Origin of the sequence: Sphaerisporangium rhizosphaerae, assembly GCF_042665155.1 — a bacterium.
GTDB lineage: Bacteria > Actinomycetota > Actinomycetes > Streptosporangiales > Streptosporangiaceae > Sphaerisporangium > Sphaerisporangium rhizosphaerae.
Map to the genome: position 1 here is coordinate 93,622 of NZ_JBHTCG010000006.1, position 17,373 is coordinate 110,994.

General features: G+C 72.7%; 12 protein-coding genes. 9 read left to right on the forward strand and 3 right to left on the reverse strand.

Annotated elements, in window-relative coordinates; translation table 11 throughout:
* Positions 1-145 precede the first annotated feature (145 nt).
* From ACFQSB_RS11120 to ACFQSB_RS11130, 3 genes are read left to right on the forward strand one after another with little or no spacing between them, the layout of a single operon-like run.
* Complete coding sequence (locus tag ACFQSB_RS11120) at positions 146-2,206, forward strand: DUF6421 family protein (protein WP_380826073.1); 2,061 nt, start codon at positions 146-148, stop codon at positions 2,204-2,206.
* Positions 2,203-2,883: an SDR family NAD(P)-dependent oxidoreductase gene (locus ACFQSB_RS11125; protein ID WP_380826075.1), complete on the forward strand. Its 681-nt coding sequence runs from the start codon at positions 2,203-2,205 to the stop codon at positions 2,881-2,883. The genes ACFQSB_RS11120 and ACFQSB_RS11125 overlap by 4 nt, the downstream gene beginning before the upstream one ends.
* Before the next feature lie 47 nt (positions 2,884-2,930).
* Positions 2,931-3,992: a threonine aldolase family protein gene (locus tag ACFQSB_RS11130; protein WP_380826375.1), complete on the forward strand. Its 1,062-nt coding sequence runs from the start codon at positions 2,931-2,933 to the stop codon at positions 3,990-3,992.
* Positions 3,993-4,030: 38 nt separating this feature from the next.
* On the opposite strand, the gene ACFQSB_RS11135 is transcribed toward ACFQSB_RS11130, so the two are convergent.
* On the reverse strand, positions 4,031-4,663 hold the full coding sequence (locus ACFQSB_RS11135; protein WP_354843734.1) for a DUF305 domain-containing protein: 633 nt from the start codon (positions 4,661-4,663) through the stop codon (positions 4,031-4,033).
* Between the two features lie 124 nt (positions 4,664-4,787).
* Here ACFQSB_RS11135 and ACFQSB_RS11140 point away from each other — a divergent pair, with 124 nt between their 5' ends.
* Positions 4,788-5,519: a DUF3105 domain-containing protein gene (locus ACFQSB_RS11140; RefSeq protein WP_380826077.1), complete on the forward strand. Its 732-nt coding sequence runs from the start codon at positions 4,788-4,790 to the stop codon at positions 5,517-5,519.
* 236 nt (positions 5,520-5,755) lie between these two features.
* On the opposite strand, the gene ald is transcribed toward ACFQSB_RS11140, so the two are convergent.
* Positions 5,756-6,871 carry an alanine dehydrogenase gene (gene ald / locus ACFQSB_RS11145; RefSeq protein WP_380826079.1) on the reverse strand — a complete coding sequence of 372 codons (1,116 nt, stop codon included), beginning with the start codon at positions 6,869-6,871 and terminating at the stop codon, positions 5,756-5,758.
* Positions 6,872-7,242: 371 nt separating this feature from the next.
* Here ald and ACFQSB_RS11150 point away from each other — a divergent pair, with 371 nt between their 5' ends.
* The gene (locus ACFQSB_RS11150; protein WP_380826081.1) at positions 7,243-8,706 is read left to right on the forward strand and encodes an excalibur calcium-binding domain-containing protein; all 1,464 of its coding nucleotides are present in this window, start codon (positions 7,243-7,245) and stop codon (positions 8,704-8,706) included.
* 127 nt (positions 8,707-8,833) lie between these two features.
* On the opposite strand, the gene ACFQSB_RS11155 is transcribed toward ACFQSB_RS11150, so the two are convergent.
* On the reverse strand, positions 8,834-11,089 hold the full coding sequence (locus ACFQSB_RS11155) for a xanthine dehydrogenase family protein molybdopterin-binding subunit (protein ID WP_380826082.1): 2,256 nt from the start codon (positions 11,087-11,089) through the stop codon (positions 8,834-8,836).
* Between the two features lie 115 nt (positions 11,090-11,204).
* On the opposite strand from ACFQSB_RS11155, the gene ACFQSB_RS11160 reads away from it, so the two are divergent.
* The 4 genes from ACFQSB_RS11160 (at position 11,205) to ACFQSB_RS11175 (ending at position 17,267) form a co-directional block, all read left to right on the forward strand.
* Positions 11,205-12,896, forward strand: a complete 1,692-nt coding sequence (locus ACFQSB_RS11160; protein WP_380826084.1) for a PucR family transcriptional regulator — start codon at positions 11,205-11,207, stop codon at positions 12,894-12,896.
* A 226-nt stretch (positions 12,897-13,122) separates the two neighbouring features.
* Positions 13,123-14,418, forward strand: a complete 1,296-nt coding sequence (locus ACFQSB_RS11165; protein ID WP_354925825.1) for a helix-turn-helix domain-containing protein — start codon at positions 13,123-13,125, stop codon at positions 14,416-14,418.
* Positions 14,419-14,664: 246 nt separating this feature from the next.
* Positions 14,665-15,279, forward strand: coding sequence for a copper resistance CopC family protein (locus ACFQSB_RS11170; RefSeq protein ID WP_380826086.1), 615 nt, complete (start codon positions 14,665-14,667; stop codon positions 15,277-15,279).
* A complete protein-coding gene (locus ACFQSB_RS11175) occupies positions 15,276-17,267 on the forward strand; it encodes a cytochrome c oxidase assembly protein (protein ID WP_380826088.1) in 1,992 nt (663 codons plus the stop codon). The genes ACFQSB_RS11170 and ACFQSB_RS11175 overlap by 4 nt, the downstream gene beginning before the upstream one ends.
* Positions 17,268-17,373 lie beyond the last annotated feature (106 nt).

The following is a 17,373-nucleotide window of genomic DNA, read 5'->3' on the forward strand; positions in this document are numbered from 1 at the left end:
AGGCCGCTTGGAGGCGGCGGCGGTGCGGACGCTCGTGCGAAGGTCGCGTGCCGGGTTTCCCGTCAGGTGGCGTCATGCATGTATATTTTTCGTACATAACCGGACATTGGTGGAAGATATTTAACCGACGAAGGGATGGGGCGGTATGAGGGCCTTTCCGCGGGTGCTGTTCGACGAGGCGCACAACGAGTCGTGGACGATCCGCCGCGAGGTCGCCGAGGCGATCAACCCGGCGCACCCCGACGACAACAGCTACGCCCGCGCCGCGCAGGTCCTGCGCCGCCTCGGCCACACCGTCACCGCGCACACCGAGGGCCCGGTCACCCCTGCCGTGCTCAACGCCCACGACGTCTACGTCGTCGCCCACCCCTCCGCCGACCGGTGGGAGCGCACCACCGGGCTCGGCAGCCCCGCCTTCCCCGCCGAGGAGATCGACGCCATCGAGCGGTACGTCTCCGAGGGCGGCGGCCTGATCGTGCTCGCCGAGTGCGAGCAGGAGAAGTACGGCAACAACCTCGGCGAGCTGCTCGCCCGCTTCGGCGTCGGCGTCGAGCACACCACCGTCCAGGACCCGGGCAACTCCTACAACGGCGTGGCCACCTGGGTGCTCGGCGCCCCCGTCCCCGGAGCGGGGGACGACCTGACCGCCGGCGCCCGCGAGGCCTGCTTCTACCGGGCGGGCGTGCTCACCGCGCCCGAGGGCGCGACCGTCCTGTTCGCGACCTCGCCCTCCGCCGACCCGGCCGGACGCCCCCTCGCCCTGGCCCTGCGCCACGGCGAGGGCCGGGTGGTCGTCTTCGCCGACTCCGACCTGTTCGGCGACGACTCCATCGACGACCTGCGGCACGCCCGGCTGTGGGGCAACGTCGTCACCTGGGCCGCACGCGTACCGGCGAGCACGGGCGGCGCGAGCTCCGCAGACGGGGCCTTCGCCGAGCTCAAGGACGCGGTCGAGGCACTGCGCCCCCTCACCGCCAAGGACGGCTCGGTCGCCGACGCCGCGGCCGCCTCGCCCCTCGTCGACCGCGTCGTCACCGCCGTCGAGACGCTGGCCCCGCGCTTCCCGCACGACCGGGACTACCTCGCCGCCGTCGTCGCCGACCTGCGCGCCTGGCAGGCGGGCGGGTTCGGCGTGCCCGACTTCCTGGACTCGCTGAACGCCTTCCACCCCGACACCCAGCGGGTGGACGGGCTGGAGCACCTGGTCGTGTTCCCGATGTACACCCAGAACGGCAACCCCGGCCGCAACCTGGAGGCCGTCTGGATCCGCACGGTGTGGCCCGACTGGCTCGCCGAGCTGGAGAGCGGGCAGTACGACAACCCCATGTTCGTGCCGATCGCCTTCGTCGACTTCACCGCCGGGTACGACACCAACAGCGCGGTGCTGTTCCCCGAGACCGTCGCCGTCCGCGAGACCCCGCCCCGGTTCACCTGGGGCGCCATCTTCTGCGACCGCGAGGCCGCGCGGTTCCGCGGCGTCAGCCGCGCCGCCGCCGACACCCTCAAGCTCGCCCTGCCGCCGGACGCCGCCCGCCTGCTCTCCAGCCAGGAGCTCGCCCAGGACACCTTCGTGCTCTGGGACCTCGTCCATGACCGGACCCACAGCCACGGCGACCTGCCGTTCGACCCCTTCATGATCAAGCAGCGGATGCCGTACTGGCTGTACTCGCTGGAGGAGCTGCGCTGTGACCTGACCGCGTTCGGCGAGGCCGTCGCGCTGGAGGGGCGGGGCGTGCCGCACGCCCGGTACGTGCAGTACGCGATCCTGTTCGACCGGCTGTTCCGCTTCCCGATCACCGGCGAGCGGGTGCGCAACTACGACGGCCTCGGCGGCCAGCTGCTGTTCGCCTACCTGCACCGCAACGACGTCGTCCGCTGGACCGACAACCGGCTGTCCATCGACTGGGACCGGGTCGCCGACTGCGTGGCCGACCTGCGCGGCGAGGTCGAGAAGCTCTACCGCGACGGCATCGACCGCTCCAAGCTCGCGCACTGGCTGGCCGCCCACCAGCTCGTCGCCTCCTACGTCGCCCCGCACCCCGCGTCGGTGTGGAAGCGCGGCGCCGACGCCCTGCCGGTCGAGGGCTTCCCGAAGGCCGTGGTGGACGCGGTGCTGCCCGACGAGTTCCCCCTGAGCATGTTCTACGAGGCCCTGCGTCGTAAGCTTTCCGGAGTCATCGAGGCGACGAAGGGAATCCGCGCGTGAGCCAGGGCGACCAGGGCGGGCCGGCGAGCAGAGTGGTGGTCGTCGCCGGGGCCGGCGGGCCCACCGGCCGGGCGGTCACCGCGCGGCTCGCCGCGCGCGGCGACACCGTGATCGGCCTCGGCCGGCGCGCCGCAGGCGGCGTGACCGCGGTCGACCTGACCGACGGCGAGGCCGTCCGCGAGGCGGCGCGCCGCATCGGCGCCGAGCACGGCAGGGTCGACGGGGTGGTCCACCTCGTCGGCGGCTGGCGCGGGTCCAAGACCTTCGCCGACACCGACCTCGCCGACTGGGACGCCCTGCACGAGGCGATCGTCCGCACCCTGCAGAACGTCTCGCTCGCCTTCGAGCCGCTGCTGCGCGACAGCGACGACGGCCGGTTCGCCATCGTCTCGGCCAAGGCCGCGCGGGAGCCCACCCAGGGCAACGCCGCCTACGCCGCCGCCAAGGCCGCGGCCGAGGCGTGGACGCTCGCCCTGGCCGACGCGCTCCGCGGCACCCGCAGCGCCGCCGCCATCCTGGTGATCAAGGCGCTGGTCAACGACGACATGCGGGCGGCGAGCCCCGACCGCAGGTTCCCCGGCTTCACCGACGTCGACGACCTGGCCGCCGCCGTCGCCGGGCTGTGGGACCGCCCGGCCGCCGACGTCAACGGCCTGCGGGTCGACCTGACGACGTGACCGACCACTACCGGCACCACCAGCACGACACGCGGGGGCACGACCACATGACCCAGGCACGGCGCCGCCACGACCCCGAGGTCAAGGCGTTCGCGAGCGACAACTACGCGGGCGTCCACCCGGAGGTCCTCCAGGCGGTCGCGCTCGCCAACGGCGGCCACCAGATCGCCTACGGCGAGGACGTCTACACCGAGGCGCTCCAGGAGGTCTTCCAGCGGCACTTCGGGCCGCAGGCCCAGGCGTGGCCGGTGTTCAACGGCACCGGCGCCAACGTCGTCGGCCTGCGGGCGATGACCGCGCCGTGGGAGGCCGTCATCTGCGCCGAGAGCGCCCACGTCAACACCGACGAGGGCGGCGCGCCCGAGCAGATGGCCGGGCTCAAGCTGCTCACCGTGCCCACACCCGACGGCAGGCTCACCCCCGAGCTGATCGACCGGCAGGCATGGGGCTTCGGGGACGAGCACCGCGCCCAGCCCAAGGTCGTGACGATCACCGAGAGCACCGAGCTCGGCACCGTCTACACCCCCGAGCAGATCGCGGCGATCTCCGCGCACTGCCGCGAGCTCGGGTTGCTGCTGCACCTGGACGGGTCACGCCTGGTCAACGCCGCGGCGGCGCTGGAGGTGCCGCTGCGGGCGCTGACCACCGACGTGGGCGTGGACGTGCTGTCCTTCGGCGGCACCAAGAGCGGGCTGATGTTCGGCGAGGCCATCGTCGTGCTGAACCCCTCGGCCGTCCGCGGGCTGGTCTACCTGCGCAAGAGCTCGATGCAGCTCGCCTCGAAGATGCGGTTCGTCTCGGCGCAGTTCGAGGCGCTGCTCGCCGGCGACCTGTGGCTGCGCAACGCGCGCAACGCCAACGCCATGGCCGCGCGCCTGGCCGCCGCCGTGCGCGACATCCCCGGCGTCACCCTGACCAGGGCGGTCGAGGCCAACGCCGTCTTCGCCGTCCTGCCCCGCGAGGCGGCCGACCGCCTGCGCAAGAGGTTCCGGTTCTACACCTGGAACGAGGCCACCGGCGAGGTCCGCTGGATGACCGCCTTCGACACCACCGAGGCCGATGTGGACGCCTTCGCCGCCGCCGTCGCCGAGGAGCTCTCCGCTTCCTGACGCCCGCCGCGCCCGGGCCGCCTACGCCTCGACGAGGGTCAGGGCTTGGCGCCCCGGGCGGTGAGCAGTTCGGTCATGTAGCCGATCTCGCCGTTCTGCGTGTCCACGATGCTCTGCGCCATCGTGCGCACCTCGTCGCGGGTGGTCAGCTTCAGCACCGCCTTGGCCATGTCCACGCCCCCCTGGTGGTGACGGATCATGAGCTGGAGGAAGAGGACCTCGGCGTCCTTGCCCTTGGCGGCCTTCAGGCGCTTCAGCTCCTCCGGCGTCGCCATGCCCGGCATCATCGCCGCGCCGCCCGCGGCCGCGACGGGGGCCGCGGACCCGCCGTGCCCGCCGTGGCCCGCCATCCAGGCCATCACCGGCCGCGAGCCCGCCTGGTCCAGGCCCCACTGCTGCAGCCAGCCCATGAAAATTCCACGCTGCGCGGTCTGGGTGGTGATGATGTCGTAGGACAGTCCCCGGATCGCGGAGTCGGCGGTCTCGTCGCGCACGGTGAAGCTCATCTCGACGGCCTGCGCGTGGTGTACCGCCATGTCACGCGCGAAACCGGCCTCCGGGGAGGCGTCTCCCGGCGGCGCGGACCTGCCGAACAGCAGGAAGGTGGCGACGGCCGTCACCGCGCAGGTGAGCAGCGCGACGAGGACCAGACGTGAGCGTGAGTTGACCATTGCCAGCCAATATGAGGGGTCGTGCCAGACGTTGAACGCAAACGTTATTACCTACCCACTATCCTCCACATAAGTATCGGCAGCTTGACCACACACGTCCTGAACGGCCGTTGGAGGAAACACGATGGGCAAGGAGAGGACGCAGGCACGGCGGGAGCATCTCGCCCAGATGCGCGCCGTGCAGAAGCGCAAGGAACGGCGCACGGCGATGCTCATGTGGGGTGCCGGCGCCTTCGTCATCGTCCTCGTCGTGGGCCTGGTCGGCTTCTACGTGATCAGGGAGAACGCCGCGGGCTCGCTCGACGCGGTGAAGACCTTCAGCTACAAGGCCTCCCAGCACACCGCGATCAAGGTCAACTACAAGGAGACGCCGCCGGTCGGCGGCGAGCACAACCCGCAGTGGCAGCAGTGCGGCCCCTACGACGGGCCGATCAACCCCGAGAACGGCGTGCACTCCATGGAGCACGGCGCGGTCTGGATCACCTACCGGCCCGACCTGCCCAAGGCCCAGGTGGACAAGCTCAAGGCCATGGTGACCTCTGACTACATCCTGCTCAGCCCGTACCCGGGTCTGACGGCGCCGGTCGTGGTGAGCTCCTGGAACCACCAGCTCGCCCTCACGGGCGCCGACGACGCGCGCCTGCCGCGGTACATCACCAAGTACAAGCAGAACCCGAGCACGACGCCCGAATACGGCGCCACCTGCGGCGGCGAGGACGCCACCTCGGCGCTGGCCGCCGACAACCCGATCCCCACCACGTCGCCGACCCCGGCGCCGAACGCGTCGGCCGCTCCCAGCGAGTCGCCGGCCCCGGCCGAGTCGTCGGCCATGCCGAGCGCGACGCCCAGCTCCTGACCCGTCCCGCGCGAGCGGCGGCGGAACCGGGCCGGCCCGCGGAGGTTCGCCTCCGCCGGCCGGCCCTGTCATGTCCGTGTCACCGCCGTCACCGCCGTCACCGCCGTCACCGCCGTCACCGCCGTCACCGCCGTCACCGCCGTCACCGCCGTCACCGCCGTCACCGCCGTCACCGCCGTCCCCGCCGCCCCGCCGTCCGGTGCGGCGCCGGGCCCTCGCGGCCGGCGCGGGGCCGGTCAGCGAAGGACGTCCTCGGGATCCACGGCCTCCAGCGCGTGGGCCTCGCCGACCGGGCGGCTGGTCAGGGTGCCCGCGTGGGCGTTGAGCCCGAGCGCCAGCGCCGGGTCGTCGCCCAGCGCCTCCCGCCATCCCTTGTCGGCGATCGCGAGGGCGTACGGGATGGTGACGTTGGTCAGCGCGTACGTCGAGGTGTGCGGGACGGCCCCCGGCATGTTGGCCACGCAGTAGAACACCGAGTTGTGCACGCGGTAGGTCGGGTGCGCGTGAGTGGTCGGCCGGGAGTCCTCGAACGCCCCGCCCTGGTCGATCGAGATGTCCACCAGCACCGAGCCCTCCTTCATGCGGGCCACCATCTCGTTGGTCACCAGCTTGGGCGCCTTGGCCCCCGGGACCAGCACCGCTCCGATCACCAGGTCGGCGGAAAGGACGGCGCGCTCGATCTCGTAGATGTTGGAGGCGACCGTCTGCAGGTGCCCCCGGTAGATGGTGTCGGCCTGGCGCAGCCGGTCGATGTTCTTGTCCAGGAGCAGCACCTCCGCCTGCATGCCGAGGGCGATCGTGGTCGCGTTCATGCCGGTCACCCCGGCGCCCAGCACCACCACCTTGGCCGGGTACACGCCGGGGACCCCGCCCATGAGCACGCCCCGGCCGCCGCCCTGGCGCATCAGGTGGTAGGCGCCGACCTGGGGCGCCAGGCGTCCGGCGACCTCGGACATGGGCGCGAGCAGGGGGAGCGCCCCGCCGGCCGTCTGCACGGTCTCGTAGGCGACGGCCGTGACCCCCGACTCGATGATCGCGAGCGTCAGCTTCCGGGACGCCGCGAGGTGGAGGTAGGTGAACAGGACCTGGCCCTGCCGCATGAGGGGGTACTCCGAGGCGATGGGCTCCTTGACCTTCAGGATCATGTCGCCCTCCCCCCAGACCTCCTCCGCCGAGGGGAGGATCTCCGCGCCCGCCGCCCGGAAGTCCTCGTCGGGGATGGAGGAACCGGCGCCCGCGCCCTGTTCGACGAAGACCTGGTGGCCGTGGCGGACCAGCTCGTTGGCTCCGGCGGGGGTGAGGGCGACCCGATGCTCCTGGTCCTTCACCTCTCGGGGTATTCCGACCTTCATGAGATCCTCCTTCGACCCGGGGCGGCGGCTGCCCGCTCGTCTCCCGTTACCGCCGTTCGCGTGCCGGTGACGGTGTGATCAGCGGAGCACTGCCCAGGAGCGACCCCGCCTCACCCGGCCCGGCGCCCGAGCCGGCGGCCGTGGCGTCCCGCCGGCCGCCGCAGGCGCCCAGGCCCTCGGGATATCGGGGCCGATCTCGGCGCGCGGGCGAATTGTCAGGTTCTCTTCAGCGTAGGACCCCCTCTCCGACGTCCATCCTGCGGTTAGCTCGTACGGGCGAGCCTCGATAGGCTCGGCCGAGCGATGTCGGTCACCGGACATCAAGGGCGGACGCCCCGCTCCTGGGGCGAGGCGATGTCGAAGGGGTGAGGATGCGCAACCGTCGGGCGGCCGGCGATCACAGTGATCCGGCCGGCGTGCTGCCGGGTCTCGGCGATCCTCCTCCGGCCGACCCCGGCGACCCGCCGGTGCTCATGGACGACCTCCGCTCCGCCGAGGACGAGACCATGGTCGACATCCGGCCCGTGCCCGGTGAGCCCGAAGAGACGCCCCTCGCGGCGGTCCCGCCGGAGGCCGTGCCTCCGCCGGCCGGCGAGGAGGACCTCCCGCCCGGGTCCGGCGGCATTCCCCCCGGCCCCGAAGGGCCCGCCGTCCCCGGTGAGCCGCCGCCCGGGCCCCCGAGAGCCGGGCGCGGCACGACCATCGCCCTGATCGCCGGCCTGTTCGTGGCCATCGTCGTCACCGGCGTCCTCGGCACGATCGCGGTGCTGATGACCCGCGAGCCCGACCTGCCGCTCGGCGCCGAGCCGCCGAGCCGCCTGGCCACCCCCATCCACTTCGCGCCCGTCACCGGCGTGCGCGCCGCGCCGTGCCCGGGCGCCGAGGCCGTGCTCGACGACGCGGGGACGACGTGTTACCAGGTCGCCCGGGGGGTCACCGTCACCTCCGTGGTGAGGATCTCGACCGTCGCCGCCCAGGACGGCACCTATGCCGTGCGCGTCGTGCCCGCGCCCGACAGCCGCGCGCGGCTGGCCGACCTCATCAAGGACACGCTCAACCAGCAGCTCGCCGTCGTGGTGGACGACAAGGTCGTCACGGCTCCCCGGGTCGCCCAGCCCATGACCCAGGACAGCCTCAGCATCGCGGGCCTGTCCAAGGAGACCGCCGAGGCGCTGATGTCGCGCCTGCTCGGCGGCGTCGGCACGGTCACCGGCAGCGGCGCTCCGACCCCCACCCCGTCCTGCCCCCCGACCGGCGTCCCCGGCAACGGGACGACCGGCGACCCGGGCACCGGTACCACCGGCAACCCCGGCACCGGGACGACGGGCAACCCGGGCACGGGCACCACCGGCAACCCCGGAACCGGCACCACGGGCGGCCAGGGGACGGGCGGTACGATCGGCGACCCGGGCGCCGGAACGGTCGGCGGCTCCCCGGCCTGCCCGCCCACCGCCGCGACGACGGCCGCACCGCCCCCCGGCGGCGCCACGACCGGGGTGCCCTCCGGCCCGCCCGCGACGGGCGCGCCCTCGGCGCCGGCCTCGCAGCCGGGCTCGGTGCCGCTGGTCCCGCCCGGCGCCACGCACACCCCCGGAACCGGGACCGGCGCCACACCCGCCGGGAAGGGCGCGCAGCCGGCGGGCTCCGCGACCCCCCGTGCGACCGGCGTCTCGGCGCGTGGCCCGCGCCGCACCCTCGACCCGCGGTTCCCCAGTTGCAAGCAGGCCCATGCGGCCAACTACGGGCCCTACACCAAGGGAGTCCACCCCGAGTACGACTGGTACGTCGACGGCGACCACGACGGCGTGGCCTGCGAGCGCGGCGACATCACCTGACCTGCCGCGCCGGTCCTGGTCCTGCCATGCCGCGCCATGTCCCGCCGTGTCCCGCCGTGTCCCGCCATGCCGCGCCGTGTCCGGCCGTAGCCGCCGGGGGGCGGGCGCGTCCCCCCGGCGGGGCCGATCACGGGGAGGCGGGGGACAGGGCGATGTCCTCGGGGCGGATGGGCACCCGCGACAGGGGCAGGCCCGTGGCGGCGCGGACGGCGGCGACGATGGCAGGGGTCGAGGACAGGGTGGGCGGCTCGCCCGCCCCGCGCAGGCCGTAGGGCGCCGCCGGGTCCGGATTCTCCAAGATCGACAGTTTCATGGGGGGCATGTCGAGGATGGTGGGGATCAGGTAGTCGGTGAACGACGGGTTGAGCACCCGTCCGTCCCGCACCTGGATCTCCTCCATGAGCGCCAGCCCCAGCCCCTGCGCCGACCCTCCGTGGATCTGCCCCTCGAGCGCCGTCGGGTTGATCATTTTTCCGACGTCCTGGACGGCGGCCAGCTCGACCACCTTGACCAGGCCGAGGTCCACGTCCACGTCCACGACCGCCCGGTGGACGCACAGGGCGAGCTGGGTGTGGGAGTCGCCCTGCCCGGTGAGCGGGTCCATGGGGTGGGTCGGCCGGTGGCGGTACTCGCGGGTCTCCTCGACCGGGCCGTGCTCCCGCAGCAGGTCGGCGAGCGCGAGGACGGGGCGCTCGGCGCGCAGCGCGTTCAGGCGCTCGCGCACCGCCTCGCACGCGGCCTTGACCGCGCCCCCGGTGACGTAGGACTGCCGTGAGGCCGAGCTGGACCCGGCCGAGCCGACCGTCGTGTCGGCCGGGGCGACCGTCACCCGCGCGACGCCCAGCTCGGGGAACTCGGCGAGCTCGGTGCGGGCGATCTGGGCCTGCACGGTGACCAGGCCCTGCCCGACCTCGGCGGCGGCGGTGTGGACGAGCACGTGCGGCTCGTCCCCGAGCAGTTCGACCCGGACGCGGGCCGTGCTGTAGTCGTCGAAGCCCTCGGAGAAGCAGATGTTCTTGATGCCGACCCCGTACCCGATCCCGCGCCGCACGCCCTCGCCGTGCGTCGTCTGGGCGACCCCGCCCGGCATGGACCGCAGATCGGACGAGCGCGCCGCGCCGGGCAGCGGCATGGCGGCCAGTTCGCGCAGCATCCCGGCCAGCGGCGCCGGAGAGTCGATCACCTGGCCGGTGGCCAGGCGCGACCCCTGCGACACCGCGTTGCGCAGGCGGATCTCCACCGGGTCGAGCCCGCACGCCTCGGCGAGCCGGTCCATCTGCGACTCGTAGGCGTAGCAGGCCTGCACCGCGCCGAAGCCGCGCATCGCCCCGCAGGGCGGGTTGTTGGTGTAGGCGCCGTAGGCGTCGATCGCGATGTTGGGCACCTCGTACGGCCCGACGCCGAGCGAGGCCGCGTTGCCGACGACCGCGAGGGAGGAGGAGCAGTACGCCCCGCCGTCCAGCACGATCTCGGCCTTGACGTAGACGAGCCTGCCCTCGCGGGTGGCGCCGTGCTCGTACCGCATGAGGGCGGGATGCCGGTGGACGTGGCCGAAGAACGACTCCTCGCGGCCGTAGACGATCTTGACCGGTCGGCCGGTGCGCAGGGCGAGCATGCTCGCGTGGATCTGCATCGACAGGTCCTCGCGGGCGCCGAACGCGCCGCCGACCCCCGCCAGCGTCAGCCGCACCTTGTCCTTGGGCAGGGCGAGGCAGGGGGCGATCTGGTCCTGGTCTGCGTGCAGCCACTGCGTGGCGACGAACAGGTCGACGCCGCCGTCCTCGGCCGGGACGGCCATCCCCGACTCGGGGCCGAGGAACGCCTGGTCCTGCATGCCGACCTCGTACTCGCCGGTGACGACGACCTCCGCGGACGGCGGGATGCTCCCCACGCGGACGGGCTGGTGGCGTACCACGTTGCCGCCCGGCAGCACGTGCGGGCAGGCGGGGTCGAACAGGGCGCGTCGCGCGTCGGTGACGGCCTCGCGCTGCTCGTACACGACGACGATGGCGGCGGCCGCCCGCCGCGCGGTCTCCGGGTGGTCGGCGGCCACGATGGCGACCGGTTCACCCTGGTAGCGCACCTGGTCGATGGCCAGCACCGGCTGATCCTTATGCTCCAGGCCGTAGAAGCGCTCGCCGGGGACGTCCTCGTGGGTGAGCACGGCGTGCACGCCGGGCATCGCGAGCGCGGGGCCGACGTCGACGGAGCGGATCCACGCCGAGGGGTGCGGGCTGCGCAGCGTGGCGCCCCACAGCATGTCCGCGAGGTACAGATCGGAGGAGTAGGCGAACTCCCCGGTCACCTTCAGGATGCCGTCCGGCCGGATGGCGCCGGTGCCGACGCCTTCGCCGAGGCTGCGTCCGCGCGCGGTCTGGGTCACACCGGCAGTACATCAGCCCAGCTCAGGGGCGCCAATAGGCGCGGGTGTGAAACGCCGGGGGCCGGTCGGGCGATGAGTTGGAGGTTCATCCAAATCGAGTGGTTAGCCTTGATAAGTGCGTATACGTGATCTCATCGCGGTGGACGGGCTGCGCCTCACCCTGCTGTCGGACCAGAGCCACCTGGACCGGCGGTTCACCGGCGCGCACATCACCGACCTGCCCGAACCCGGACGTTACCTGTCCGGGGGAGAACTCGTGCTCACCGGGTTGACCTGGCATCGCGGCCCAGGGGACTCCGCGCGGTTCGTCGGGGCCCTGGCGAAGGCCGGAGTGGCCGCGCTGGCCGCGGGACGGGCGCTGCTCGGCCACGTGCCCGGCGACCTGGTCGAGGCGTGCCGGGAGCACGACCTCCCGCTGCTGGACGTGCCGGAGGAGGTGTCCTTCCGCGCGTTGAGCGAGGTCGTCGAGGCGCGCCTGGGCATCGGCGGCGCCGCCGACCTGCGGGGGGCGCTCGGCCGGCACCGCCGCATCGTCGCGGCCGTCGCCGAGGGCACCGGGCTGGAGGAGCTTTTCACGGTGATCGCCCAGGAACTCGGCATCACCGGCGCGGTCGTCTCGGCGAGCGGCGCGGTGGTCGCGGGACGGCTGGAGGAGGATCTGCCGGCCTTACTCGCCCGCGAGTACCTGTCCGCGCCGCGCCTGCCCCACCTGGTGCGCACTCCGCGAGGGCCGTTCACGCTGTTCGCCGTCGACCGGTCGCACCGGGCGGCCGGCTGGGCGCTGGTCCTCGGCTCGGACCTGCTCGACCACGCCGACACCGGCTTCGAGCTCGCGGCCTGCGTCGCGCTGCAGCGCGGCCGCACCGAGGAGGGCCGCAGGGTGGAGCGGCGGCTGGCCGAGGAGCTGATCGGGCTGGCCATCGCCGGGTCGGGGAGCGGGCCGGAGCTGGCGGCCCGCCTGCGCACCTGCGGCATCGGACCCGAGGAGCCGTACGCGGTGGTGACGGCGGCCGTCGTCAGGCCCGGAGCCACCGACGGACCCGACGCCGCCACGCTCGGCGGCCAGGTTCTGGAGGAGTTGCTCGACCGGCGGATCGTCGCCGCGCGGGGAGCGGACGGGGCCGTCGCCCTCGTGCCGCTGCGGATCATGGGGGCCGAAGCGCGGGCCATGACAGCCGATTCGGCAGGGGAGATGGCCCCTGACCTGGGCCTGAGCACACAAATCGACCGGGACCGCGGACCTCGTGTCAGGTCCGCTGCCGAATCGATGCACATTCATCCGCAAGTGCGGGCGCAAGTGCATGGGCAAATGCAGTCTCATGTGCAAGCATTGGTACACGCGATAAGGGAACGTGTGACGGCCCTCTCGGCCGGGATGCCGAGAGCGCAGGTGGCCATAGGCGTCAGCGCCTGGCTCACCGGTGCCACGGGCATCCGGGGCGGTGCCGAGGAGGCTGGTCACGCGCGGCGTCTGGCGGAGGCGCGGGGTGGAGGGGTGGTGACCAGTGACGAGATCTACACGCACGCCTTGTTGCTCGCCACCGTGCCCGCGGAAGTCCGCAGGTCCTTCTCCGACCGCATCCTCGTGCCGCTCTTCGCGTACGATCGGCGGCACCGGTCGGAGTTGGTCCGTACGCTGGACGTCTTCCTCGAGTGCGCCGGCTCGTGGAACATCTGTGCCGAACGTCTGCACGTGCATGTGAACACGGTGCGGTATCGCATCCGGAGGGTCGAGGAGCTCACCGGACGTGATCTCGGTTCCATGGCGGACCGGGTGGACCTTTTCCTTGCGCTACGTGCGAACTGAATATCGAGTCAGCGGTTCAGGAAGACCGAATGGTGAATCAGCAGCAGTACAAGTCCGCACGAGAGTTCTGGGCGGCGGGGGACATGTTAATGTCCGTACCATTGCCGGTAACACCGAAGACGGCCGAAAAAGCTACGGCCAGGGTGAGAAGTGCGAGGCGGCGGCGACGCATGGCTGACTCCTGTCGGTCGGGGATTGTCGGGGCTTACATCTTGAAGGGGTGCCGGTGAGCGGTCAAGATCTTATTGGTCAGCGAATCAGAATGACCCGCCGCCAGCGCGGTCTTTCCCAGGCGCAATTGGCACATCCGGAACTCTCGGACAGTTATGTATCACTGATCGAGAGTGGAAAGCGTACGCCCACCGCGGCCGTTCTGGAACTGCTGGCCGCCAAGCTCGAATGCTCCCTAACGTACCTGATCAACGGCGTCACGGCCGAACAGATGCAGGATCTCGAGCTTCGCCTGGGCTACGCCGGCCTGGCGCTCAACAACGGCGAGGTCGCCGAGGCCAGGCGGCGTTACGCCGAGCTCCTCGAGGACGGCAGCCTCACCGGGCTGCGCTCGCTGCTCCAGCAGGCCGAGTACGGCTACGCGCTGGCCAGCGAGGCGTGCGGCGACCTCGACGAGGCGATCGAGGTGCTGCTGCGGCTGCGCAGGTCCTCCGGCGACTCGATGCCCTCCGACCAGGCCGTGGCGATCGCGGTCGCCCTGACCCGCTGCTACCGCGAGCGCGGCGACCTCGCCGCGGCGGTGCAGGTCGGCGAGGACACCCTGCTCGGCGCCGGCCGGCCCACCTGGAACGACGCCCTGGTCGAGCTGGGCGCGACCCTGCTCAGCGTCTACGACGTGCGAGGCGACCTGCTGCGCGCCCGGCAGTTCTCGATGGAGCTGCTGGCCGCCGCCGAGATGCTCAACACCCCCCGATCCACCGTCGCCGCGTGCTGGAACGCCGCCATCGTCGCCGAGAAGACCGGCCGTGGCGACGAGGCGCTCTCTTTGGTCGAGCGGGCTCTGGCCGTGCAGTCGGAGACCGGCGAGGCGCGCAACCTGGCCAGGCTCCGCGTCGAGTACGCCATCCTGATGCTGCGCACGCGTCCCGCGGAGGCCGCCGCCTGCCGTGACCTGATGCTGCGCGGCGAGCGCGAGCTGATGTCGACCTCGGCGAGCACCGTCGACCTGGCCGTGGTCTCGATCTACCTGGCCAAGGCCGAGCTGGTGCTCGGCAACGCCGCCAAGGCCGTCGAGTACGCCCGCCGGGGCAGGGACATGCTGGGCGAGCGCACCCCGGCGCTGCTGGACGAGGCCCGCCTCACGCTGGCCCACGCCCTGCTGCTGCAGGAGGAGACGGCGGAGGCGACCGTCGAGCTGCTCGCCGTAGAGGAGTCTCTGGAGCACTCGCCCGCCTCGCGCAAGGCGGCCGAGGGCTGGCTGGCCACCGCCACGGTGCTGGAGCGTCTCGACGACCGGGAAGAGGCCAGCGTCGCCGCCTACCAGCGCGCCCTCGCCAGCGTCGGCCTCTGACCGGCCGCCTCCGCGCTTCCGCGCGCCGGGGGCACCCGCTTGCGCGCCCTCGGACCACCCGGTCCGAGGGCGCCGGTGTGCCCGGCGGATGACGATTCGCGGGAACGCCGACGTGGCCGGAGGGCGGGGGACCGGTGAGGTTCGTGTCAGGGCGGACGGCGGGCGGGCGGTCATCTCGTCGGGGTTTTCCACAGGCGGAGACGTGCGGTGAGGACCGGCCCGTCACGTGAGTAGCCTTAGGGTGCTATGAGGACTTCCCCGCTCGCCGCCGCGCTGGCGATCCTGGTCGCCGCCGTCCTGGGCACGGCGTTCGCCGCGCCCGCCCTGGCCCACACGGCGCTCAAGAGCAGCAACCCCGAAAAGGGGGCCACGGTCAAGAGCCTCGACTCGGTCAAGCTGACCTTCACCGAGTCCGTGCGCCTGCCCGTGGTGCTCGTCCGCGATGCCGCGGGCCAGGAGCACCATGACGGCAAGCCCAAAGCCGACGGCGCGACGGTGACCCAGAAGGTCGCCGGCCCGCTGCCCTCCGGGAAGTACACCATCGCCTGGAGGGTGGTCTCCGACGACGGCCACCCCATCGAGGGCGAGATCCCCTTCACGGTGAAGGCGCCGGAGGCCGCCGCGTCGCCGTCGGCGTCCTCTTCGTCGAGCACGCTCTCCGCCTCTCCCTCGACGAGCGTCCTGCCGGCGCCCGCGACCTCCGCCTCCCCGGGCGGGGGAGCGGCGGCCGATCCGGCCGCCACGCCGGTGTCCGACACCGGGGGCCAGGGCGGCGGCATCGCCACCTGGGTGTGGATCGTCATCTTCGGTCTGGCCGGCATCGGCATCGGCATGGCCCTCACCCTGCGGAAGAAGTCGTGAGCAAGACCCTTCGCCTCGCGGTCGCGGGGACGTGCCTGGCGCTCGGCGCCCTGGCCGTCGCCATGGTCGTGGGGGGCGCGGCCACCCCGCGCGTGATCCCCGGCCTGCCCGACGAGGGCCTGCTGACCCGCTGGGCGCTGCCGGTGTCCAAGCTCGCCATGGACACCGCGGGCGTCCTCAGCGTGGGGCTGCTGCTCTTCGCCGCCGCGCTGCTCCCGAGCGACAAGGGCCTGCTGGGCGCCTCCGCCCTCACCTACGTCAGGGCCGCCTCATGGACGGGCCTGCTGTGGGCGGTCGCCGCGGCCTCCACCCTGGTCTTCAGCCTCTCCGAGACCCTGGGCACCCCGGTCGGCGACGTCCTCGGCGGCGACGAGCTGACCAGCTTCGCCAGCCAGGTTCCCCAGGGCATCGCCCTCACCCTCGTCGTGCTGTTCGGCACGGCCATCGCCCTGTTCGCGCGGGGCGCCATCACCGCCGGCTCCGCGGGGGGGCTGCTGGTGCTGTCCCTGGCCACGCTGATGCCGCCCGCCCTCACCGGCCATTCCGCCTCGGCGCCCAACCACGGCCTGGCCACGACGAGCGTCGCGCTGCACCTGCTGGTGCTGGCCCCGTGGGTGGGCGGCCTGCTGCTGCTCTGCGTGCACGCCTTGCGGCGCGGCCCCCACCTCGACCTGGCCGCCCAGCGCTTCTCCCGCGCGGCCCTGTGGTGCTTCATCGGCGTGGGCGTGTCCGGGCTGTTCAGCGCGCTGAGCAGGCTCACCTCGGTGGGCGACCTGTTCACCTCCTCCTACGGCCTGATCATCATGGCCAAGATCGTCGCCTTCGCCGCGCTCGGCGTGATCGGCTGGTGGCACCGCGGCCGCACGCTGTCGGCGCTCGCCGCCGGGCGGCCCGGCGCCTTCACCCGGCTCGCCGGCGTCGAGGGCCTGATCATGCTGGTCGCCGTCGGGCTGGCCGTCGCGCTCTCCCGCACGGCCCCGCCCCCGCTCGACCTGCCCGTCGACCGCGCCTTCGAGCTCCTGGGCTACCTCGTCCCGCCGCCGATCTCCGTGACCAACCTCCTCACGCTGTGGTGGTTCGACCTGTTCTTCGCGGTGGTCGCCGCCCTGCTGGCCGGCCTGTACGGGGCGGGCGCCGTCCGGCTGGCCCGCCGCGGAGACCACTGGCCCGTGGGCCGCACGATCAGCTGGGCCATCGGCGTGCTGCTGCTCGTCCTTGTCACCCAGAGCGGCGTGGCGCGCTACGCCCCCGTGCTGTTCAGCGTGCACATGACCGAGCACATGGTCCTGTCGATGCTCGTGCCGATCTTCCTGGTGCTCGGCGCCCCCGTCACCCTGGCTCTGCGCGCGCTCAAGCCCGCCGCCCGGCGCGGCGACCGCGGCCCGCGCGAGTGGATCACCACCATCCTGCACAGCAGGTTCGTCAAGGTGGTCACCCATCCGGCCATCGCCACGGCCCTGTTCATCGTGTCCACCTACGCCCTGTACTTCACGCCGCTGTTCGCCGCGGCCATGGAGGAGCACCTCGGGCACATCGCGATGACCGTGCACTTCCTGCTCAGCGGCACCCTGTTCTTCTGGGTGATCATCGGCATCGACCCGGCGCCGACCAAGCTCCCCTATGTCGGGCGGCTCCTGCTGCTGTTCGTCACCATGCCCTTCCACGCCTTCTTCGGCATCGCGCTCATGAACATGGGCACCCCTCTGGCGGGCGAGTGGTACGACCAGCTCGGCCGCACCTGGGGCGCCTCCGGCGTCGCCGACCAGAGCACGGGCGGGGCCATCGCCTGGGCCTTCGGCGAGATCCCCACGCTCATCGTGCTCATCGCCCTGGCCTTCCAGTGGTACCGCGACGACCAGCGCACGGCCCGGCGGGCCGACCGCCGCGCGGACGCGCGCGCCGCCAAGGAGGGCGGCACCGGCGACGCCGAGCTCGACGCCTACAACGCCTACCTCTCCCGGCTCAACCAGCCCGGCGGCCGCGAATGACCGCTCTCCACCGCGACGCGCCGCGACCTACCTGCGGGTAGCGTGGCATCAAGGAGTTCGGGCATAACCACCTTGGGCGGGATAGCGGCACACCTGCCTCCCGGGG

Bases quoted from the DNA above. Each gene is read 5' to 3' on its own strand.
- ACFQSB_RS11120 (WP_380826073.1), top strand. From the start codon at position 146: ATGAGGGCCTTTCCGCGGGTGCTGTTCGACGAGGCGCACAACGAGTCG.
- ACFQSB_RS11130 (WP_380826375.1), top strand. From the start codon at position 2,931: ATGACCCAGGCACGGCGCCGCCACGACCCCGAGGTCAAGGCGTTCGCG.
- ACFQSB_RS11135 (WP_354843734.1), bottom strand. From the start codon at position 4,663: ATGGTCAACTCACGCTCACGTCTGGTCCTCGTCGCGCTGCTCACCTGC.
- ACFQSB_RS11140 (WP_380826077.1), top strand. From the start codon at position 4,788: ATGGGCAAGGAGAGGACGCAGGCACGGCGGGAGCATCTCGCCCAGATG.
- ald (WP_380826079.1), bottom strand. From the start codon at position 6,871: ATGAAGGTCGGAATACCCCGAGAGGTGAAGGACCAGGAGCATCGGGTC.
- ACFQSB_RS11150 (WP_380826081.1), top strand. From the start codon at position 7,243: ATGCGCAACCGTCGGGCGGCCGGCGATCACAGTGATCCGGCCGGCGTG.
- ACFQSB_RS11170 (WP_380826086.1), top strand. From the start codon at position 14,665: ATGAGGACTTCCCCGCTCGCCGCCGCGCTGGCGATCCTGGTCGCCGCC.